At 61.4% G+C, this 20,239-nt stretch carries 21 protein-coding genes and 2 tRNA genes; 14 read left to right on the forward strand and 9 right to left on the reverse strand.

All coding sequences use genetic code 11. The annotated features are described in order from the left end of the window. Nucleotides 1–64: 64 nt before the first annotated feature. The 6 genes from rsmG to rpmH all read right to left on the reverse strand — a co-directional run bounded on the left by rsmG (nt 65) and on the right by rpmH (nt 3,271). Nucleotides 65–697 carry a 16S rRNA (guanine(527)-N(7))-methyltransferase RsmG gene (gene rsmG, locus BMW72_RS11295; RefSeq protein ID WP_241983780.1) on the reverse strand — a complete coding sequence of 211 codons (633 nt, stop codon included), beginning with the start codon at nt 695–697 and terminating at the stop codon, nt 65–67. Nucleotides 698–816: 119 nt separating this feature from the next. After that, entirely contained in the window at nt 817–1,284 is a 468-nt protein-coding gene (locus tag BMW72_RS11300; RefSeq protein WP_092110722.1) for a Jag family protein, read from the reverse strand. Between the two features lie 149 nt (nt 1,285–1,433). Further along, nucleotides 1,434–2,417, reverse strand: a complete 984-nt coding sequence (gene yidC / locus BMW72_RS11305) for a membrane protein insertase YidC (RefSeq protein WP_092110611.1) — start codon at nt 2,415–2,417, stop codon at nt 1,434–1,436. Nucleotides 2,418–2,425: 8 nt separating this feature from the next. Continuing rightward, a complete protein-coding gene (gene yidD, locus BMW72_RS11310) occupies nt 2,426–2,737 on the reverse strand; it encodes a membrane protein insertion efficiency factor YidD (protein ID WP_092110613.1) in 312 nt (103 codons plus the stop codon). Then, on the reverse strand, nt 2,734–3,111 hold the full coding sequence (gene rnpA / locus BMW72_RS11315; RefSeq protein ID WP_092110615.1) for a ribonuclease P protein component: 378 nt from the start codon (nt 3,109–3,111) through the stop codon (nt 2,734–2,736). Before rnpA ends, yidD begins: the two co-directional genes overlap by 4 nt. Nucleotides 3,112–3,133: 22 nt before the next feature. After that, nucleotides 3,134–3,271 carry a 50S ribosomal protein L34 gene (gene rpmH / locus BMW72_RS11320; RefSeq protein ID WP_010204566.1) on the reverse strand — a complete coding sequence of 46 codons (138 nt, stop codon included), beginning with the start codon at nt 3,269–3,271 and terminating at the stop codon, nt 3,134–3,136. Between the two features lie 466 nt (nt 3,272–3,737). Between rpmH and dnaA the strand changes: the two genes are divergently transcribed. The 9 genes from dnaA to BMW72_RS11365 all read left to right on the forward strand — a co-directional run bounded on the left by dnaA (nt 3,738) and on the right by BMW72_RS11365 (nt 14,049). After that, entirely contained in the window at nt 3,738–5,156 is a 1,419-nt protein-coding gene (gene dnaA / locus BMW72_RS11325; protein ID WP_092110617.1) for a chromosomal replication initiator protein DnaA, read from the forward strand. 467 nt (nt 5,157–5,623) lie between these two features. Next, nucleotides 5,624–6,781 (forward strand): DNA polymerase III subunit beta, encoded by a 1,158-nt coding sequence (dnaN, locus tag BMW72_RS11330; protein WP_092110619.1) that lies wholly within the window; start codon nt 5,624–5,626, stop codon nt 6,779–6,781. 5 nt (nt 6,782–6,786) lie between these two features. Further along, complete coding sequence (gene recF / locus BMW72_RS11335) at nt 6,787–7,971, forward strand: DNA replication/repair protein RecF (protein ID WP_092110621.1); 1,185 nt, start codon at nt 6,787–6,789, stop codon at nt 7,969–7,971. After that, nucleotides 7,964–8,503 (forward strand): DciA family protein, encoded by a 540-nt coding sequence (locus BMW72_RS11340; protein ID WP_092110624.1) that lies wholly within the window; start codon nt 7,964–7,966, stop codon nt 8,501–8,503. The genes recF and BMW72_RS11340 overlap by 8 nt, the downstream gene beginning before the upstream one ends. 147 nt (nt 8,504–8,650) lie before the next feature. Next, a complete protein-coding gene (gyrB, locus tag BMW72_RS11345; RefSeq protein WP_206750699.1) occupies nt 8,651–10,648 on the forward strand; it encodes a DNA topoisomerase (ATP-hydrolyzing) subunit B in 1,998 nt (665 codons plus the stop codon). Between the two features lie 91 nt (nt 10,649–10,739). Then, a complete protein-coding gene (gyrA, locus tag BMW72_RS11350) occupies nt 10,740–13,316 on the forward strand; it encodes a DNA gyrase subunit A (RefSeq protein WP_241983786.1) in 2,577 nt (858 codons plus the stop codon). After that, a complete protein-coding gene (locus tag BMW72_RS11355; RefSeq protein ID WP_092110631.1) occupies nt 13,309–13,713 on the forward strand; it encodes a DUF3566 domain-containing protein in 405 nt (134 codons plus the stop codon). Before gyrA ends, BMW72_RS11355 begins: the two co-directional genes overlap by 8 nt. Nucleotides 13,714–13,854: 141 nt before the next feature. Beyond that, a tRNA-Ile gene (locus BMW72_RS11360) sits at nt 13,855–13,928 on the forward strand. A gap of 48 nt (nt 13,929–13,976) precedes the next feature. Then, nucleotides 13,977–14,049: transfer RNA gene (locus BMW72_RS11365), tRNA-Ala, on the forward strand. A gap of 208 nt (nt 14,050–14,257) precedes the next feature. Here BMW72_RS11365 and BMW72_RS11370 read toward each other — a convergent pair. After that, nucleotides 14,258–14,785, reverse strand: a complete 528-nt coding sequence (locus BMW72_RS11370) for a hypothetical protein (protein ID WP_092110633.1) — start codon at nt 14,783–14,785, stop codon at nt 14,258–14,260. A 152-nt stretch (nt 14,786–14,937) separates the two neighbouring features. Between BMW72_RS11370 and BMW72_RS11375 the strand changes: the two genes are divergently transcribed. After that, nucleotides 14,938–15,477 carry a peptidylprolyl isomerase gene (locus tag BMW72_RS11375; RefSeq protein ID WP_092110635.1) on the forward strand — a complete coding sequence of 180 codons (540 nt, stop codon included), beginning with the start codon at nt 14,938–14,940 and terminating at the stop codon, nt 15,475–15,477. Between the two features lie 19 nt (nt 15,478–15,496). Further along, nucleotides 15,497–16,333, forward strand: coding sequence for a rhomboid family intramembrane serine protease (locus tag BMW72_RS11380; RefSeq protein ID WP_092110637.1), 837 nt, complete (start codon nt 15,497–15,499; stop codon nt 16,331–16,333). 156 nt (nt 16,334–16,489) lie between these two features. Here BMW72_RS11380 and BMW72_RS11385 read toward each other — a convergent pair whose 3' ends face one another. Then, complete coding sequence (locus BMW72_RS11385) at nt 16,490–16,735, reverse strand: cell division protein CrgA (RefSeq protein WP_092110640.1); 246 nt, start codon at nt 16,733–16,735, stop codon at nt 16,490–16,492. A gap of 80 nt (nt 16,736–16,815) precedes the next feature. Here BMW72_RS11385 and BMW72_RS11390 point away from each other — a divergent pair, with 80 nt between their 5' ends. Genes BMW72_RS11390 through BMW72_RS11395 form a run of 3 tightly spaced genes read left to right on the forward strand, consistent with a single transcriptional unit; the run spans nt 16,816 to nt 18,440 of the window. Next, entirely contained in the window at nt 16,816–17,634 is an 819-nt protein-coding gene (locus BMW72_RS11390) for a class E sortase (protein ID WP_092110641.1), read from the forward strand. A gap of 9 nt (nt 17,635–17,643) precedes the next feature. Beyond that, the gene (locus BMW72_RS18745; protein WP_166787647.1) at nt 17,644–17,805 is read left to right on the forward strand and encodes a hypothetical protein; all 162 of its coding nucleotides are present in this window, start codon (nt 17,644–17,646) and stop codon (nt 17,803–17,805) included. Next, nucleotides 17,802–18,440, forward strand: a complete 639-nt coding sequence (locus tag BMW72_RS11395; protein ID WP_092110644.1) for an anthranilate synthase component II — start codon at nt 17,802–17,804, stop codon at nt 18,438–18,440. Before BMW72_RS18745 ends, BMW72_RS11395 begins: the two co-directional genes overlap by 4 nt. Nucleotides 18,441–18,531: 91 nt before the next feature. Here the strand turns inward: BMW72_RS11395 and pknB are convergent, their stop codons facing one another. Further along, complete coding sequence (gene pknB, locus BMW72_RS11400; protein WP_092110646.1) at nt 18,532–20,226, reverse strand: Stk1 family PASTA domain-containing Ser/Thr kinase; 1,695 nt, start codon at nt 20,224–20,226, stop codon at nt 18,532–18,534. Nucleotides 20,227–20,239: the final 13 nt, after the last annotated feature.

Consider the following 20,239-nt stretch of genomic DNA (forward strand, 5'->3'; position numbering starts at 1 on the left):
CGTTCGACGGTTGATGAGCCACCCGAAAGGGACTCCCGAACACCAAAACCGGTGACATTCGGGACTAGTCCACTGTAGCTCGGATGACCCGGGTTACCTCGGGCAGCACGCCAGCACCGAGGGTGATGACCTCGACATCACGCAGCCGATACTTGCGAACGGGCTTTGCTGCGGCGTCGATTTCACGCTGGGCTCCCTCGCCCTTCATGAGAATAAGCTCACCGCCGGTGCGCAACAACGGCGCCGTCAAGGGAATGAGCTTGCTGAACGCACTGACAGCGCGAGCCGTGACCTGGTCGAGCGGATGCGCCAGCCGCGCGTCTTCCGCACGCGCCCGCACCACCGACACATTCGCCAGCTGCAACGAGGCAACCTGATCATTCAGCCAGGCCACCCGACGTTCCATCGGTTCGATCAGCACGAAATTAACGTCTGGCCGCGCTATGGCCAGCACCAGTCCGGGCAAGCCGGCTCCGGAACCCACGTCACCGACGAAGCCCGGTCGCAAGAGTGGTGCCACGATGGCGCAGTTGAGAATGTGACGAGACCAGAGCCGGGGGAGCTCCAGCGGCCCAATCAGACCCAGGATTTCGCCCTGATCAGCTAAATTGTTGGTAAAAGCACGAATGGCATCAATTTGGGACCCGAAAAGTTCAGCCGCTGCGGCCGGTTCGATCTCCAGAACCGCCGGCTCCACAGAACCTGAGTCAGAGACATCCCGGGCGGACTCGACTGGTTCTGCGCTCGCGGGCACAGGCGTGTTTCCGGCGAAACGAGTTACTTCCGGCGTGGCAGATTCCGACATGACCAGCGAGGCTACGCTGCGGTGATGACGGTATGGCGGTCGCGACCCTCACCGGAGGACTCGGACCGATAGCCGCCGCTCTCGGCGACAATGTCATGCACGAGCTTGCGCTCGTACGAAGACATGGCGGGAAGGTCAGCCTCGCTCGCGCCAGCCACGATCCGCTCAATGGCACGCGCTACGAGCGTGCCAAGCTCAGCTTCACGCACCTCGCGAGACCCACCGATATCAAGAATCAGGCGGGAGAACGAGCCCGTTTTGTTCTGCACCGCCAGCCGCGTCAGTTCCTGCAGGGCATTGACCGTTTCCGGCTTGGAGAGCACCCGCAGGTTGTCGGCATCGGACGCCTTGACCGAGAGGTAGGCACGGCCGTTACGGGCATCGATGTCGATATCGCCATCCAGGTCGCAAATGTCGAGAAATTCTTCGATGTAGTCGGCAGCGATGTCGCCTTCACGCTCGAGCTGGTCGGTTGTCAGGGGTACCTCAGCGACGCTGCCCGTCTCGGGAACCGCGGGGGAGGCATCCGTCGTGGCGGGGGCAGTGGGAACTGCACTGGCAGCCGAGACGCTCGTGGTCTCGATGCTGACCTCGGTGAGGCCGGTCTTGTCCGTCACGGTGATCTCCACTACTTTTTCGGGCCGGTTTGCTTCTTGGCGCGTGCTTTGCCCACCGGCTGCTGGCGCTGCACAGGCTTGGCAGGCTCCTCAACGACAATGATGTCACCATCGGTCGCGATGAGCTTGCCCTTGCGGGCCATACGCTCTTCGCGCGCCTTGGCGGCCTCACTGCCCGGGGTCGGCATGTTTCGGATCACCAGGAACTGCTGAATCATGGTCCAGAAGTTGGAGGTGAGCCAGTAGAACATGACGCCGAGCGGGAATGCCACTCCGGAGAAGGCGAAGACGAGGGGGAGCAGGTAGAGCATGATGCGCTGCTGCTTGAACATGGGGCTCGCCTTGGTCTCCGGTGACATGTTCTTGGAGACGATCTGCAGCTGCGTGATGAACTGCGACGCCGTCATCAGCACGACCATGGTGGCGGCGATGATCATGACGGTCACGTTGAAGGGTTCACCCGCGGTCCAGAGCGACCACTGCGAGGCAAAGGTATCGTGCAAGGGTGCATTACCGAACAGCGTGGCACTACCGAAGCTCTCGGCGAGGCTCTGATTGAGCGGGCCGACACCACGGGTGGAGCGCTGGGCGTCGTTCAGTACCGAGAACAGGGCGAAGAAGATCGGCATCTGCAACAGCAGCGGCAGGCAGGAACTCAGCGGGTTGGTACCCGTCTTCTTGTACATGGCCATGGTCTCGCGGCTCATGGCCTCGCGTGAGAACTGGTCCTTCTTGCCCTTGTACTTGTCCTGGATCTTCTTGAGCTGGGGGGCGACCTCAAGCATCTTGCGCTGGCTCTTGATCTGCCGCACGAAGATGGGAATGAGGGCCGCGCGCACAACCAGGACGAGGCCGACGATGGACAGCACCCAGGTGAGACCGTCGTCGTAGCCGAGTCCCGCGAATCCGATCTGGGAAAAGAGCCAGTGGAAGGCTACGAGGAGCAGCTCGACCACCCATTTCAGAGGCCAGAGGATCGTACCTATGAGGTCCATACTGTGGGTTAGCCCTTTCCGTGGCTGGGTGCGACGACAAAACCGAACGACGTCACCCTAAAGCGACGTTTCTTCTTGAGAGGTACATCATCGATGCCGCCTTCAGACCACGGATGACAGTGGCTCAGTCTGCGAGCAGTGAGGGCGCAGCCCCACGTTAGTCCGTGTTCCTGAACGGCCCCCAGTGCGTAAGCCGAACAGGACGGGTAAAACCGGCAAACATCGCCATACAGCGGTGAGATAACGGCCCGATAGACGCGAAGAACCAGCACACCCACGTTGCGGGGCAGCAGAATGATCGTCGCGAGGATCGCGTTCATCGGCTGGCAGTTCCCTTTCGCGCCGGTAGCGGACGCGACAGGGAAAATCGGACTTCTTCGTGCAGCGTCTGCCACGCGGCATCGCGCGCCGTCGGTAAAGCACGGATCACGACATCCGTTCCCGGAGGCACCAGGGAGAGCATCTCGAACGTGACCGCCTTGAGGCGGCGGCGCACGAGATTGCGCCGCACGGCGTTACCCACATTCTTCGCGACAATGAAGCCGAAACGAACCGGTGTACCGAGTGGGCCCGAGGGGCCCCCGGCACTTTTTCGTACATAGAGAACGGTATGCGCACCTACGATGCGCACACCGCGCCGAACGACGCCTTGATAGTCGCTGCCGCTCGTAATGCGATTTACGTGAGCGAGCACGAGAACCTGGCGACCACGAGACCTACGCGGAGAGTTCGGTGCGGCCCTTGCGACGGCGAGCACCGAGGATGGCGCGGCCTGCACGGGTACGCATGCGCAAACGGAAGCCGTGCACCTTGGCGCGACGACGGTTGTTCGGCTGGAAGGTTCTCTTGCTCATAGTTCAATCTCCACGTATTTGAATCACCGCTGGCCAAATTCCCCTCGGCCAGAACAGCAGCGCGCACAGAAGTTGGAAGCCCGCGGGATGGGGTCAACTGATTAAAACTACGGCCTTGGGGACTCCTGGTCAAACTCAGGCCCCGAATCATCGGAATCTCCACAATAATGACTCCAACGTACATACCAAACAGGCCAGGCGACGTCACGGGTGAATTCGCCACACTGACCGGGATTGACTACCGTAAAGACAAGTTATCCACAGGTTGGAGGCCTCAACCTGAGAATTGGGTCGGTTTTATACACAAGCGGTGGATAACTTAAACGATGAGCTCGAAGCATGCTCGGAAACACCCATCGTCCGGCCTACGTAACCGTAGCGGGAACCACGTGCAACACCGGCCCCGCGCAACACGCTCGCCCGCGGCCCGATCGTACAAACCCGAAATACACAGATTGTAGGAACAATGGCAGATGTTGAAGCGCCGATAGCCGAGACATGGCGGTCCGTTCTGACCACCTTGGAATCCGACGCCACCATCACGCCCATGCTCTACGGCTTTCTCAGCCTGGTCGAGCCGAAAGGCATCGCCGCCGGTACCTTCTATCTCGAGGTGCCCAACGAATTCACGGCCAGCATGCTCAACCAGCGCATGCGAGTTCCCCTGCTCACCGCGATGGGGCAGCTCGATGAAGCCACCGCAGTCTCGACGTTCTATGTGGTCGTCAACCCCGAACTCGAGCAGGAATCACTGCGTCCGGTGCAGCAGACGCTGACTCCGCCCGACGTCGTTACGCCGGCCCCGCCACAATCGGTGTTCGAAGGTGTCGTTCCGGCGCAACCGCATGAGACCAGGCTCAACCCTAAGTACAGTTTCGATAACTTCGTCATCGGCCAGTCGAACCGGTTTGCGCATGCCGCCGCCGTCGCGGTGGCAGAGGCGCCGGCCAAGGCCTATAATCCACTCTTCATCTACGGATCCTCGGGCCTCGGTAAGACTCACCTCCTGCACGCCATCGGGCATTACGCCATGAGTCTGTATCCAGGCATCCGAGTGCGGTATGTCAGTTCCGAGGAATTCACCAACGATTTCATCAATTCCATTGCGAACAACCGTGGCGCGGCGTTCCAGTCGCGCTATCGCAACATCGACATCCTGATGATCGACGACATCCAATTTCTACAGAACAAGGCGGAAACCCAGGAAGCTTTCTTCCACACCTTCAACACCCTGCACGACCACAACAAGCAGGTGGTCATTACGAGCGACCTGCCGCCCAAGCATCTCACCGGCTTCGAAGACCGCATGCGCAGTCGTTTCGAGTGGGGCCTGATCACGGATGTCCAGGCTCCCGACCTCGAGACCCGCATCGCCATTCTTCGTAAGAAGGCCCAGAGCGAAAAGCTGCAGGTTCCACATGACATCCTCGAATTCATGGCGTCCAAGGTCTCCTCGAACATTCGAGAACTGGAGGGTACTCTCATCCGGGTGACCGCCTTCGCGAGCCTTAATCGAACTCCGGTCGACATGGATCTGGTGCAAACAGTCTTGAAAGACCTCATCACCCTCGACGAAGACAACGTGATCGCGCCGGTGGACATCATCACGAACACGGCCAACTACTTCAAGCTTTCGGTCGACGATCTGTACGGCTCCAGCCGGTCCCAAGCGATTGCTACGGCTCGACAAATCGCGATGTACCTGTGCCGTGAACTCACGAATCTGTCGCTGCCCAAGATTGGACAGCTCTTCGGCAACCGTGATCACACTACGGTCATGTACGCGAACAAGAAGATCAGTGAGCTCATGAAAGAGCGTCGGTCTATCTATAACCAGGTGACTGAGCTGACCAACCGGATCAAGCAGGACCACCGCTACAAGTAGTTCATCAGTGTCAGGGAGCGCCCAAATTCTGCGTCCCCTCCGAGAGTTTTCACGTTTTTCACCGTGTTGGAAGACGTTTAGCCCCGGAGGGGGGGTTTTTTTTTTAGTTTTCACACCTGTGGATAACCCTGTGGAATTAACTCACACAACGTGGCCATTCCTGTAGAAACTTTGGGCCAGCCTGTTGAAACCTGTAGTTACACGAAGTTCGACTTGCTCAAACGAATGACAAACTTCCACAGCTCGCCCACAACTTACAAACGTGTAGTTCTCAATGCTTCAGCGGTTTTCACAGAGTTATCCACAGTTTCCACAACGGTTAAGAAGATTAACAAGAATTACTTAACTGGATCTAGCCGACAACCTTGACGACCAGGCCGTGCAATCCAACACGGTGCCGAACCGGTCGGTGACAACAGCTAGCATTGAGGCCCACCCACCCGCCCGTCGAACGCAAGGACTGTTTCGTGAGATTTCAGGCAAATCGGGATGTCTTCAGCGAGGCAGTGTCCTTCGCCGTCAAACTTCTTCCCCAACGAACGACCCTGCCGATTCTGAGCGGCGTGCTCATCGAAGCCACCGCCACGGGCCTAATCCTCTCCTCTTTCGACTACGAAGTCTCGGCCCAGACCGAAATCGTCGCCGAGGTGGAAGAAACCGGCAAGGTGCTCGTCTCTGGCCGGCTGCTCGCTGAAATCGCCAGCCGTCTCCCCAACGCACCCGTGCGTTTCTCCACGGAGAACTCGCGCATCAAGGTCAGCTGTGGTTCCGCGAGCTTCACCCTGCTGTCCATGCCTGTTGAGGAATATCCGAGCATTCCGGTCGTCAGCACCCAATCCGGCCTCGTACCGGCTGAAGATTTCGCCGCAGCAGTCGCCCAGGTCGCCGTTGCCGCATCGCGGGACGACGTCACTCCCGTCATCACCGGCGTGCAGCTGGAAGTCACCGAAAACAGCCTGAGTCTCGTCGCCACCGACCGCTACCGCGTCGCGGTTCGTGAGATCGACTGGGATCCGGGCACCAACACCACCGCCGGTGAAACGGGAACCACAACGGCCCTCGTTCCAGCGCGAACCTTGCAGGAAGTCGGTAAGACCTTCGGCCACAGCGGAACGATCTCCGTCTCGATCACCAACAGCGACGATCGAGAACTGATCGCGTTCACCGCCAATAAGAAAACCGTCACCTCGTTGCTCATCAAGGGCAATTTTCCCCCGGTGCGTCGTTTGTTCCCTGCCACCGTAGACAACTACGCGGTCATGAACACGGCCGAACTCATCGAAGCGACCCGTCGTGTGCAGCTCGTGCTCGAGCGTGAAGCGGCCCTGCGATTTACTTTCGCCGTCGATGGGGTCACCCTGGAAGCCGTGGGCTCCGAGCAGGCACAGGCCACAGAAACCATCGACTCCATCCTCTCCGGCACCGAGACAGTCGTCTCGCTCAAGCCGCAGTTTCTGCTGGACGGGCTCAGTGCCGTGCGCTCCGAATTTGTGCGCATCTCGTTTACCAAGACGGAAAACCCGAACAAGCCCGGGCCTGTTCTGATCACCAGCCAGACCTCGCGTGAGCAGGCCGGAGCGGACAGCTACAAGTACCTGCTTCAGCCCAACCTGCTGCTGCGCTAACGCTGGTGCGAGTTACCCACCTCTCGCTGACCGACTTTCGTAACTACGCGACGGCCGAGGTTGGGCTCGTTCCCGGCCCGAACCTCATCGTCGGCCGTAACGGGCAAGGCAAGACCAACCTGGTCGAGGCTCTCGGCTTTCTCAGTACGCTCAGTTCGCACCGTGTTTCCAACGATAAAGCCATGATCCGGGCCGGTCGGGATGCCGGCATCATTCGGGCCAGGCTGGAGTACAACGGCCGGGATATCCTGGCCGAGGTGCAGCTGAATCGCACCGGGCAAAATCGGGCGCAAGTCAATCGATCGGTTATTAAAATTCGGGATCTTCCCCGGTATTTTTCGAGTGTGGTGTTCGCCCCTGAGGATCTCGCGTTGGTACGAGGCGATCCTTCCGGCCGTCGCAAGTTTCTCGATCAGCTTCTCGTGCTGCGCAACCCGCGCCTCGCTGCCGTACTCAGCGACTACGACCGGGTTCTCAAGCAGCGCAACACGCTGCTGAAGTCGGCGCGGTCGTCGGGTGTGCGTGGAAACCAGCTCTCGACCCTCGATATCTGGGACGACCGCCTGGTGGAATTTGGTTCGGAAATTATTGACGAACGAGCCAAACTGGTGCAGCAGCTCGGGGAACCGCTGCGGGCTGCCTATCGGGCCGTCGTGAATGAAGACCATGGTCCGGCCCTGGTAGCGAGTCTCAGCATCCTCGGCGCGGACGAAGATGCTGATCTCGGCATGGACAAATCCTCGGCGTCGTCCGTAAACGTCGGCCCGGTGGAATCCACTACCAATGAGATTTTTCGCATTGCGCTGGCCGGACTGCGTAAGCGGGAGCTGGAACGGGGCATCACCCTCGCTGGACCGCACCGCGACGACCTGGTTTTCATGCTTAATTCCCTGCCAGCCAAGGGTTATGCCAGCCACGGGGAGTCGTGGTCGTTCGCGCTGTCGTTGAAACTCGCATCCGCTGCGCTGTTGCGGCAGGATTCTGCCAGTGGCGACCCGGTATTGATTCTCGATGACGTGTTCGCTGAACTCGACCTGGATCGCCGAGCCAGGTTGGCCGCTGCGATCGGATCGTTCGAACAGGTACTGATCACAGCCGCCGTACTCGAAGACGTCCCCAAAGCCCTCGTTGCTAACACGATTCACATTCACGCCGGTCAGGTGCAGTCTGGAACGGCCAATCATGGCTGACGACGATGTTCCACGTGAAACTACCGAGCTGCCCGTTTCACTAGAATCGAGTACCAGCGAAGCGGCGAATGTCTACCTGCGCTTCAAAAGCATCTTCGGGGATCCGAATGCTCGGCGGTCACGCGGGCGCAAGCGAAGTGCGCCCGTCGCCGGTTCAAGCGTTCCTTTTGGAATAGGGCGTGATCCGCACGGGCTCGGCGACACGATCAACTCGCTCACCATGCAGCTTGGCTGGAACTCACCGTTGGCCCAATCTGAACTTCTCGCGTCGTGGGTGGAACTCGCTGGGGAGGAAACCGCCAACCATTCCACCCCGGCTGGCATCGATGACGGTGTCCTCACGGTGCACTGTGAATCCACCGCCTGGGCCACCCAATTGCGGTTGATGCGTAATGTCATCATGGAACACATTGCCAATCGGTACCCGGATGCCGGCATCCAATCAATTCGTTTCCAGGGGCCCAACGCGCCGTCCTGGAAAAAGGGTCCCAGATCAATTCCAGGGCGTGGTCCGCGCGATACCTATGGGTAACCCAACATTTAAGGTCAACCCCTTGAACAAAACGCGTCAAACGGCGATTATGGCCGGTTCGTCTCCCCCCGTTTGGTAGACTAAATGGTCGCCCGTGCCAGGTCAGGAGCCTAATTTCAGATGACAGTTGAACCGACGCCCGAAGGCATGTCCCCAGAGATATCCCCAGTTATTTCCCAGCCAGAGGGGGAGCCGGAACACGAATACGGTGCCGACGACATCCAGGTGCTGGAAGGCCTGGAAGCCGTTCGCAAGCGACCCGGAATGTATATCGGGTCCACCGGACCGCGCGGACTGCACCACCTCGTCTATGAGATCGTGGACAACTCCGTCGATGAGGCTCTTGCTGGACACTGCGACACCATTGACATTCGTATTCTCGCCGACGGCGCGATCCGCGTCGAGGACAACGGCCGAGGTATTCCGGTCGACATCCACAAGGCTGAGGGACGGTCCACCGTGGAGGTCGTGCTGACCGTTTTGCACGCGGGCGGCAAGTTCGGTGGCGGTGGCTATTCAGTTTCCGGTGGGTTGCACGGCGTTGGAAGCTCCGTCGTCAATGCCCTGTCGAGCCGCCTCGAGGTTGAGGTTCGCCGTCAGGGATTTATTTGGCGGCAGAGCTTTGCTAACGGTGTTCCCAACGCTCCCCTAGAACAGGGCGAAGCCAACGACGAGACCGGCACGACTATCACATTCTGGCCCAGTGCCGAAACCTTTGAGACCATCGATTTCGACTACGAAACCTTGCGCGCGCGGTTTCAGCAGATGGGCTTTCTCAACAAGGGCCTGCGCCTCACCCTCACCGACGAGCGTGAAGCTCACCGCACCGACGAGGGCAAGGCCGTCACCAACACCTTCAAGTACGACAAGGGACTCGTCGACTATGTCGAATACCTCAACCGTGCCAAGAAGGCCGACCTCGTCAACGACGAGATCATCTCGTTCGAGTGGGAAGACCATGAACGCAAGATGGCCCTCGAAGTGGCCATGCAGTGGACCACCGCCTACACCGAGAGCGTGCACACCTACGCCAACACGATCAATACCCATGAGGGCGGCACCCACGAAGAGGGTTTTCGCGCCGCGCTGACCACGCTCGTGAACAAGTACGCCCGTGAGAAAGGCATCCTGAAAGAAAAGGATGACAACCTCACCGGTGACGACGTGCGCGAGGGCCTGACCGCGGTCGTGTCGATCAAGCTGGCCGAACCGCAGTTCGAAGGCCAGACCAAGACCAAACTCGGCAACACCGAGGCGAAGTCCTTCGTACAGAAGGTCGCCAACGACCAGCTCACCGACTGGTTCAACCGCAACCCGAACCCGGCCCGCGAGATCATCCGCAAATCACTGCAGGCCTCCAACGCCCGGATGGCAGCGCGAAAGGCCCGCGAGACGGCGCGCCGCAAGGGTCTGCTCGAGGGCGGCGGCATGCCCGGAAAGCTCAAGGACTGCCAGAGCAAAGACCCGTCGATCTCCGAGATCTTCATCGTGGAGGGTGACTCGGCCGGCGGCTCCGCCGTTCAGGGACGTAACCCGGAGACCCAGGCGATCCTGCCACTGCGCGGCAAGATCCTCAACGTTGAAAAGGCTCGACTTGACCGCGCCCTCGGCAATAACGAGGTTCAGGCCATGATCACCGCGTTCGGCGCCGGAATCGGGGAGGAGTTCAACCCCGACAAGGTGCGGTACCACAAGATCGTTCTGATGGCCGACGCCGATGTCGACGGCCAGCACATCACGACCCTGCTGCTGACCTTGCTGTTCCGCTACATGCGTCCGTTGATCGACCTCGGCTACGTGTACCTCGCCCAGCCGCCGCTGTACCGCCTCAAGTGGAGCAACTCGCCGCACCAGTACGTGTACTCCGACGTCGAGCGTGACGCGCTCCTGGCCGACGGTGCCGCCGCGGGTAAGCGCATCCCGAAGGACAACGGAATCCAGCGTTACAAGGGCCTCGGCGAGATGGACTACAAGGAGCTGTGGGAGACCACCATGGCCCCCGAATCCCGCACCCTGCTGCAGGTCACCCTGGACGACGCGGCATCCGCCGACGAAATTTTCTCCACCCTGATGGGTGAAGACGTCGAATCACGACGCAACTTCATCCAGAAAAACGCGAAGGACGTGCGTTTCCTTGACATCTGACGACACCACGGGCAACTCCGACGGCCTCAATCCCGATTCCGCCAACACCACGGACACCGCCGCAACGGCTGCCGCTGCGGCCGCGCACCTCGTGCAGCACGGCAAGATCGACCAGGTTGACCTGCAGCTGGAAATGCAGCGGTCCTACCTCGACTACGCGATGAGTGTCATCGTCGGTCGCGCGCTGCCCGATGTACGAGACGGCATGAAGCCGGTGCACCGTCGCGTGATCTACGCCATGTTCGACGGCGGTTACCGACCCGACAAGGCCTTCTCCAAGTGTGCCCGCGTCGTCGGTGACGTCATGGGCCAGTTCCACCCGCACGGTGACTCCTCGATTTACGACGCGCTCGTGCGCCTCGTACAGCCGTGGAGCCTGCGGTATCCGCTGGCCCTTGGTCAGGGAAACTTCGGGTCTCCCGGCAACGACGGAGCCGCTGCCCCGCGATACACCGAAACAAAAATGGCCCCGCTCGCCCTGGAAATGGTGCGCGACATCGACGAGGATACCGTCGACTTTCAAGACAACTACGACGGCCGCACGCTCGAGCCGACCGTGCTGCCGGCCCGTTTTCCGAACCTGCTGGTCAATGGCTCTGTCGGTATCGCCGTCGGTATGGCCACGAATATTCCCCCGCACAACCTGCGCGAGGTCGCCTCAGGCGCCCAGTGGTACCTGGAGAACCCCGACGCCAGCCGCGACGAGTTGCTCGACGCACTGATTGCGCGCATCAAGGGCCCCGACTTTCCCACCGGCGCGCAAATTCTGGGCGTCAAAGGCATTCAGGATGCGTACCGCACCGGTCGTGGCTCGATCACGATGCGAGCCGTCGTCAGCATCGAAGAGATTCAGGGTCGCACCTGCCTCGTCATCACCGAACTGCCCTACCAGGTGAACCCCGACAACCTCGCGATCAAGATCGCCGACCTGGTCAAGGACGCCAAGATCACCGGAATCGCGGACATCCGCGATGAGACCAGCGGTCGCACCGGCCAGCGCCTCGTGATCGTGCTCAAGCGCGACGCCGTCGCCAAGGTCGTCCTGAACAACCTGTACAAGCACACCCAGCTGCAGGAGAATTTCGGAGCCAACATGCTCGCCATCGTCGACGGCGTGCCGCGCACGCTCGCCCTCGACGGCTTCATCTCGGCCTGGGTCGCGCACCAGATCGAGGTCATCGTTCGGCGCACCCAGTTCCGCCTGAACAAGGCCGAAGCGGATGCCCACATCCTGCGCGGCTACCTGAAGGCACTCGACGCGCTCGATGACGTTATCGCGCTCATTCGTCGCTCGAACACGGTTGACGATGCCCGCGAGGGCCTCATGGCCCTGCTCGACGTCGACAAACTGCAGGCCGACGCGATCCTCACCATGCAGCTGCGTCGCCTGGCGGCCCTCGAGCGCCAGAAAATCATCGACCAGGCCGCCGAACTCGAACTGCAGATCGCGGAATTCAAGTCGATCCTGGCCAGCCCCGAACGTCAGCGCACGATCATCAGTGAAGAACTCGCCGAGATCACCGCGAAGTTCGGCGACGAGCGCCGCACCGAGATCATGTTCGGCTTCGACGGCGATATGTCGATCGAAGACCTCATTCCCGAAGAGGAGATGGTGGTCACCGTCACCCGCGGCGGCTACATCAAGCGCACCCGCAGTGACAACTACCGCAACCAGCACCGCGGCGGCAAGGGCGTCAAAGGCGCCCAGCTGCGCGCCGACGATGTGGTCGAACACTTCTTCGTCACCACGACGCACCATTGGCTGTTGTTCTTCACCAACACCGGCCGGGTCTACCGGGCCAAGGCCTACGAGGCGCAGGAGTCCGGTCGGGACGCCAAGGGCCAGCACGTCGCCAACCTGCTCGCCCTGCAACCGGGCGAGGAAATCGCGCAGATTCTCGACATTCGCGACTATGAAGTGGCCCAGTATCTGACCCTCGCCACCCGTGACGGGCTGATCAAAAAGACCGCACTGAGCGAATACGACACCAACCGTACCGGTGGCATCATCGCCATCAAGCTGCGCGAGGGCGACGAGCTGGTCTCGGCTCTGCTGGTCGAAGATGACTCCGACCTGCTGTTGGTCTCCCGCAAGGGCATGTCGATCCGCTTCACCGCCACCGACGACGCGCTGCGCCCAATGGGCCGCAGCACCTCCGGTGTGATCGGGATGCACTTCCGCGGCGAGGACACGCTCCTCGACGCATCCGTTATCAACGATGACGGTTATGTCTTCGTCGTCACCGAGGGCGGCTACGCCAAGCGCACCGCTGCCGACCAGTATCGGCTGCAGAATCGCGGGGGCCTTGGCATCAAGGTGGCCAAACTCAACGACGATCGTGGCGACCTGGTCGGCTCGTTGATCGTGAATCCCGAGGACGAAGTTCTTGTGGTTCTTGCCAGCGGCAAGGTGGTACGCTCTGACGTCGCCGAGGTTCCGGCCAAGGGTCGGGACACGATGGGCGTCGTCTTCGCGAAGTTCGCGGATGAAGACAGAATCATTTCTATCGCGAAAAACATCGAACGTAATCTGGTCGCCACCGCCGAATCAGAAGCTGAGGGTGCGGGCGCAGCGGATGCCGGTGCAGCGGCTGGTACCGTCGACAGCAGTGCTGTAGACGGCGCTCCCGAACGTGATCCAGGGAAAGTAGAGACACCGAATGAGTAGCGTCGCCGAAAAGCTTGCCAAGAAATCCACCCGCAAGACCACGACCAAGCAGGTTCGTCTGAAACTGGTTTACGTCGATTTCTGGTCGAGCGTGAAACTTTCCTTCCTGGTCGCCGTCTGTCTCGCCATCGTTACCGTCGTGGCGACGTTCCTCATCTACACGGTGCTCGTATCGACCGAGGTGCTGAGCAAGGTTGACGAGCTGTACGCCACCGTCGCGGGAGAATCGGCCGACCTGGCCGCCATGCTCTCAATCGGCAACGTCATGGGCTTCGCGGTCGTCGTGGCCATTCTGAACATGGTCGTGATCACCGCCCTCGGCGCGATCTACGCCGTACTGTACAACCTGAGCGTCAAGATCACCGGCGGCCTGCTCGTGGGCTTCACCAACAACTAGCTTCTCGTTTAACGCACGATCGAGGGCTGTTTTTCCCCGAAAACAGCCCTCGTAACCCGAATTCAGGCATTTCCTCCGTTCGGACGGTGACTCGATTTCAGGTTCCGGCCAGATTCCGGTAGTCTTCAATCTGCCCAAGAGGGGGATATAGCTCAGTTGGTTAGAGCGCTTCACTGATAATGAAGAGGTCCCAGGTTCAAATCCCGGTATCCCCACGCAGCACCAGATTCATTCCGATCCCGGCCCATTTTCGCCGAGAAGTCGGGGCCATAGCTCAATTGGTAGAGCGCCTGCTTTGCAAGCAGGAGGTCCGGGGTTCGATTCCCCGTGGCTCCACAATTCACCCATAAGGCTCGTCTTCGGACGGGCCTTTTCGTTTACCCGGGTTCATTCTGGTGCGGGAGCGGTGGTGCGGCACCGGGCATCCGCTGTGCGGGTGAATGTACAGCCGTCAGTGGGCCTGTGTTGGCGTTTCAGGCGGTTAAAGCGGCAGGGCCCGCATCCGGTGGATGCGGGCCCTGCCGCGCTGGTGGGCGTTCTGCCCCTAGTCTTCCTGCTGCGTGGTCGGCTCGACCTCGTCGTCAGCGACCCAGAGCTCGTCGTCGGCGCGGAATGTCTGCCAAACGGCGTAGGCCACGCCCACAGCGGCCACGACGGCCAGGCCGAGGGCGAAGTAGGTTCCGGCTCCCGGACCCTTGGGTTCCACCACGACGGGCTTCTGAAAGCGGATGCGACCCAGCGCGGCACGCACGCGGGCGTCGCGGGCAACGTCGCCGACGGACATGACGGTACCGATGGCGGTACCGATGCCGGGGAGCACGGTGTTGACGACACGGCGGCGCACACCGTCGGCGGCTTCCTGCGTGGCGTTCACGCCAGGGCGGACGTAGTGGTCATAGCCCTCGCGGACGCGGGGCGCGACTTCCTCGCGAGCGAGGATGCCGGCCTGATGACCGGCCTGGTGAGCGAGGACGTTCGCTCGTTCCAATACTTCTTGCTGGTGGCTCCATAGTTCGTCTGCGCTTTTGCGCAGCCGAGTGAGTTCCTTGCGGCGCTTGCGTGACAGGCTCATCTGGACCCTCCGTTGATGTCGTGTGGCGAATGTCTATCCATCTTGCCACTGAGTGCCTATCTTGCCACTCAATCGCCGTGTTGCCAGCTAATGCACTGGGAGCAGTTTGCGGCAATCAGATTCGGTGGAGATTGCTGTGCAAGAATCGCTGTATGTCTAAGCACACCGCTGTCGCCACCCTGAACACCACCCTCGGACCGATCAAGGTCAACCTCTTCGGCAATCATGCCCCGAAGACGGTTAAAAACTTCGTCGGCCTCGCGACCGGCGAACTCGAGTGGAAGCACCCCGCAACGGGCGTCGCCTCCACCACGCCGCTCTACGACGGCACCATCTTCCACCGCATCATCAAAGACTTCATGATCCAGGCCGGCGACCCGCTCGGCCAGGGCACTGGCGGACCCGGCTACCAGTTCGACGACGAAATCAGCCCCGACCTCGACTTCACCCAGCCCTACGTGCTCGCCATGGCGAACGCGGGCATCCAGGGCGGCCACGGCACGAACGGCTCGCAGTTCTTCATCACCGTCGTTCCGACCACCTGGCTTCAGGGTAAGCACACCATTTTCGGTGCCGTTGAAGACGAAGATTCCCGCGCGATCGTCGCGAAGCTCGCAACCGTCGCCACCGACGGTCGCGACCGCCCGATCGAGGACGTCGTCATTCAGAGCGTCTCCGTCGAGTCCGTCTAACCACCACCTTCCCTGCAGAATGAGTGATCTGCCGACCTCGGCGGCGAATTTTTGTTACCGCCATCCGGGGCGGCAGAGCTTCATTCTGTGCCAGCGTTGCGGGCGCACCATCTGTGTCGAATGCCAAACCCAGGCCGCCGTCGGGGTCATCTGCCCGGAATGCATGAAAGAGCAGCGCAAGAACGCTCCCCGCACCAAGCCCGCCATTCTGACCCGGCTGACCGGCAGCGACCGTCCAACGGTGACGTATTCCATTATCGGAATCACCCTGGTCGTCTACCTGCTGCAGTTCGTCTTCGGTTCGCAGATCACCGTGCTGCTCTGGTACGCCGGGGCATACTCCTATCCGGGCAGTTTCGAACCCTGGCGCCTGCTCACCACGGCGCTCGTGCACGGTTCCATCTTTCACGTGCTGCTCAACATGTACACGTTGTGGATCTTCGGCCAGCTTCTGGAGCAACTACTCGGACGAGGGCGCTACCTGGCGCTTTATCTGCTGAGCGCGCTGGCCGGTTCGCTCGGGGTGCTGTTCCTGTCGAGTCCCTCGACGCCGGTGGTGGGAGCATCCGGTGCCATTTTCGGCCTCATGGGCGCGTTCCTGGTGATTCAGCGCCGACTCGGTGGCAATGCCAAACAATTGCTGGTACTGGTCGGCATCAACCTCGTGATCGGCTTCATACCGGGGCTGCAAATTGCGTGGCAGGCGCACATCGGCGGATTGATCGGTGGCGCGGTGCTCGGCCTGATCTTCGTACAGACGAGGCGCATTCGCCAGAAGTCCTTGCAGGTGGGGCTGATCGGAGTATTCGCTACCGTGTTGGTGTTGCTGAGTTTCGTGCGCTTTCTCGCGTTCTAGCGATCGTGGTCGGCCAGGACCGACGAGTTATCCACAGGTCTATCCACATGGGGATAATTACACCCGTGTCATTACCCCTGTTAGTACCTGCCGGTAACCGGGCGGTAACGACTCCGCGTTCGCGGGATGACCGGCAGCTGCCGGTTGGAAGTTGGCTCAGCGCCAGCGGGTCGTCATGAGAAAGCCGATGAAGGCGATTCCGAAGCCGACCAGAATGTTCATGGCACCGAGGCCGGCAATGGGCAACTGACTGCCACTGACGTAAAACACGATGATCCAGGCCAAGCCGAGTAGCATGAAGCCGAACATGACCGGCTTGAACCAGACGGCATTGGGCGTGTCCTCGTTCGAGCGGGCAACTTCGGTGCGGGCGGGCCGGGTGCGGGGATTCTTACGTGCCATTCTGCGATCCTAGCGGCTCCACCTGTTTTAGTGGATTTGACGAGGGAGCTCCGGGGCACTCGGGTCAGTAGACTCGCAGTATGTGTCCACAGGCAGACGAACCCGTCGAGATTGCCGCTGTGCGCCCGCGCCGCGTGAAAAAGGGCAAAGTCACCGTTGTCGGTGTTCTGGGCGAACTGCTTATCACCGTGGGTGCACTCGTTCTGCTCTTTCTGGGCTGGCAGCTCTGGTGGAATGACATGCTCATGGCCAGCTCGCAGTCCAGCGCCGCCAGCGAGATCAGCCAGGACTGGATCGACCAGGACACTGCGGCGCCAAAACCTGTTCCAACCGTCGATCCGGTCGAGCCGAGCGCCGTACCGGTTGCCGTCGACTACGGTTCTCCGGTCGTGGCTGCCGCTCCGTCCAACGCCACAGCCTTCGCGGTGCTCTACGTTCCCCGTTTCGGTGCCGAGTATCACCGCAGCATCGCTGAGGGTACCGGTCATGACGTTTTGAACAGTAACCGGCTCGGCATCGGGCACTACGCGGGTACCCAGATGCCCGGCGAGATCGGCAACTTCGCCGTCGCCGCCCACCGCAGCGCGTTCGGCGGTGCCATGCACCTGATCAACGAGCTCCAACTCGGCGATGCCATTTATGTGCAGACCGCCGACGGCTACTACACCTACCGCTACCGTGATACCGAGTATGTGGCACCATCGCAGGTGCAGGTGCTGGCATCCGTTCCGAACAATCCCGACAACACGGCGGTGGACCGCATCATTACCCTGACCAGCTGCAACCCGCTCTATTCCACCGCTGAGCGCATTATCGCTTACGGCGTGCTCGAATCGTGGCAGCCGCTTTCGGCCGGCGCTCCGGCCGAACTCGCACCGATCATCGCAGCTCAGGGCTAGGAGGCTCCCATGTACGCAGCACTGTGGCGTGTTCTGCCCGGACCCCTCTGGGTGCGCATCATTCTGGCTGTGATCCTGGTGGTGGCCGTACTCGCCATGCTCGCGACCTGGGTATACCCGTGGATTGACGGCATTCTCAACAGCCAGGAAGCGACGGTGGGCGGCTCATGACCCGTATTCTCGTGATCGACAACTACGACAGCTTCGTCTACACCCTCAATGGGTATTTGATGGAGCTTGGCGCTGAGACGGATGTTGTGCGGAACGACTCGTTCGAGAAGGCGGATTCTGCCGCCCGCCTCGCCGACTACGACGGCGTTCTGGTTTCCCCGGGTCCCGGCAAGCCGTCGGACGCCGGTGTGTCCATCGCCGTGGTGGAGGCGGCGCTGGCCGTCGAGCTGCCCCTGTTCGGCGTCTGCCTGGGGCACCAGGCCATCGCTGAGGCTTTCGGGGCCACGGTCACCAACGCTGAAGAGCTCATGCACGGTAAAACGTCGCTCATCACGCACGATGGTAGCGACTTCTACGAGGGCGTGCCGCAGCCATTCACGGCTACTCGATACCACTCGCTCGCCGTCGTCGCATCGACCGTTCCGAGCGATCTGATCGTCACGTCGCGCACGCAGGGCGGCGTCATCATGGGGTTACGGCACGCGTCCGCTCCCATTCTTGGGGTGCAGTTCCACCCGGAGTCGGTGTTGACCGAGGGCGGCTACCGCATGCTCGGCAACTGGCTGGCTCTCACGGGCCTAGCGGGCGCGCAGGAAACGTCGAAGTCCTTGCATCCGCTGCTGCGCCTCACCTGACTCCGACCCGCGTCTCCGGGCCCACCTTAGGCAACCGGGCCCAGGTTTTATCATGGTCCCATTTTCCGGGCCCGGGCCCGGAAAATGGGAGCTAGATACCGGCGCAGTAGGTCAGGATGATTTCGGAGCGCTGGGGAACGTCGCCGGGTGCCAGTGACTGCGCCTTGATCGGTGAACCCGACTCCTGGGCGCAGGTGAAATCAGCCTTCGAGACCGGCACGAGGCCCTCGTTGCTGACCAGATCGATCGCGGCGACCAGCGATTGCCCGGTCAGGTCCGTCAGCGTGACCAGACCGTTCGACACGACATAGTTGATCGTGTCCCCCGCGAACTGTGAGGCTGCGGCTGCCGGATCTGTGCGCATGACGACGTCGGCCGCCACCGTGGCCGAGTTCTCGCTGGTGACCGACCCGGAAACGAATCCGAGCGCTTCGATCGCGACCTGGGCATCCGCTATGGGCTGGTTGGTGACGTCGGGAACCGTGACCGGTACGGGACCGGTCGAGACGAAGACCTTGATCACGTCGGACGGGTTGACGATGGTGCCGGCCGGCGGGTCGGTGCGAATGACCTGGTCGGCGGGCACGGTCGTGCTCGACTCCTCGGCGCGGGTGGCGGCGAGATCAAGGTCGAGGAGCGCATTCTGGGCGTCGTCGTAGGTTTGGCCGGTGAGAGAGGGCACCTGTCGAGAGCTGTCGGGCAGTTCCACCGACGGCTGCAGGTTCGCGACCCAGATCATGACCGCCACGACGATGACGATCACGCAGACGATTCCTGCCCACACCCAGATCACCGGGGGGCGCCGCTGAGTACGCACCATCGTGTGGTCTTCGGAGAGCTGCTTGAGAGCCAGTGCCGAACCGGTGATGGCCGTCGGTGCAGCACCGAACAAGCCCGCTCCCACTTCGTCGCCCGCGTGGTGGATCGGAATCTGGCCGGAGCCGGCGGTCTCGACGTCATTGCGAAACTCCACGGCGCTCTGGTATCGGGCAAACCGGTCCTTGGCCAGGGCGTGCAGCACGACCGAATCGAGGGCCGGCGATACCCGGGGGTTGAGCGATGACGGTTTGACGGGCATTTCGCTGACGTGCTGGTAGGCGACGGCCACGGGGGTGTCGCCGCGGAACGGCGCGCGCCCGGTGAGCATCTCGAACAGCACCACGCCCGTGGAGTACAGGTCGGTGCGCGCATCAACGGATTCCCCCTTGGCCTGTTCGGGGGAGAAATAGGCGGCGGTGCCGAGAATGGCCGTGGTCTGGGCCACGGTGGTGGCGGAGTCGGAGATGGCGCGGGCGATGCCGAAGTCCATCACCTTGACCTGGCCGGACTTGGTGATCATGATATTGCCGGGCTTGATGTCGCGGTGCACGACGCCGGCCCTGTGCGAGTACTCGAGCGCGGTCAGCACGCCGTCGATGATGCGCACGGCCTCGGCGGCCTCGATCGGACCTTCACGGATGATGTCCTTGAGCAGCCGACCGTCGACGTGTTCCATGACGATGAACGGAATCTGCGAGTCGTGGCCGGCGTCGTCGGTGACGGTCTCCTCGCCGGCATCAAACACCCGCACGATCGTCGGGTGGGCCATGCGTGCGGCGGCCTGAGCCTCCTGGCGAAAGCGGGTGCGGAACGCCGGGTCGGCCGCGAGAGTCGACTTGAGTAGCTTGATCGCCACCGTGCGCCCGAGCCGGGAATCGGTGCCGATGTGCACGTCGGACATGCCGCCACGGCCGAGCAGGGCTCCAACGCGATAACGACCCGCGATCAAACGGCCAGAGTCAGGCACGAACGCACTCCCC

Origin of the sequence: Cryobacterium luteum, assembly GCF_900110125.1 — a bacterium.
Lineage (GTDB): Bacteria > Actinomycetota > Actinomycetes > Actinomycetales > Microbacteriaceae > Cryobacterium > Cryobacterium luteum.

Coding starts and splice junctions, on each gene's coding strand:
- BMW72_RS11390 (WP_092110641.1), top strand. CDS start 16,816: ATGTGTCCACAGGCAGACGAACCCGTCGAGATTGCCGCTGTGCGCCCG.
- BMW72_RS11370 (WP_092110633.1), bottom strand. CDS start 14,785: ATGAGCCTGTCACGCAAGCGCCGCAAGGAACTCACTCGGCTGCGCAAA.
- yidC (WP_092110611.1), bottom strand. CDS start 2,417: ATGGACCTCATAGGTACGATCCTCTGGCCTCTGAAATGGGTGGTCGAG.
- rpmH (WP_010204566.1), bottom strand. CDS start 3,271: ATGAGCAAGAGAACCTTCCAGCCGAACAACCGTCGTCGCGCCAAGGTG.
- BMW72_RS11375 (WP_092110635.1), top strand. CDS start 14,938: ATGTCTAAGCACACCGCTGTCGCCACCCTGAACACCACCCTCGGACCG.
- gyrB (WP_206750699.1), top strand. CDS start 8,651: ATGTCCCCAGAGATATCCCCAGTTATTTCCCAGCCAGAGGGGGAGCCG.
- yidD (WP_092110613.1), bottom strand. CDS start 2,737: ATGAACGCGATCCTCGCGACGATCATTCTGCTGCCCCGCAACGTGGGT.
- BMW72_RS11380 (WP_092110637.1), top strand. CDS start 15,497: ATGAGTGATCTGCCGACCTCGGCGGCGAATTTTTGTTACCGCCATCCG.
- BMW72_RS11355 (WP_092110631.1), top strand. CDS start 13,309: ATGAGTAGCGTCGCCGAAAAGCTTGCCAAGAAATCCACCCGCAAGACC.
- dnaA (WP_092110617.1), top strand. CDS start 3,738: ATGGCAGATGTTGAAGCGCCGATAGCCGAGACATGGCGGTCCGTTCTG.
- BMW72_RS11395 (WP_092110644.1), top strand. CDS start 17,802: ATGACCCGTATTCTCGTGATCGACAACTACGACAGCTTCGTCTACACC.
- BMW72_RS11385 (WP_092110640.1), bottom strand. CDS start 16,735: ATGGCACGTAAGAATCCCCGCACCCGGCCCGCCCGCACCGAAGTTGCC.
- BMW72_RS18745 (WP_166787647.1), top strand. CDS start 17,644: ATGTACGCAGCACTGTGGCGTGTTCTGCCCGGACCCCTCTGGGTGCGC.
- BMW72_RS11340 (WP_092110624.1), top strand. CDS start 7,964: ATGGCTGACGACGATGTTCCACGTGAAACTACCGAGCTGCCCGTTTCA.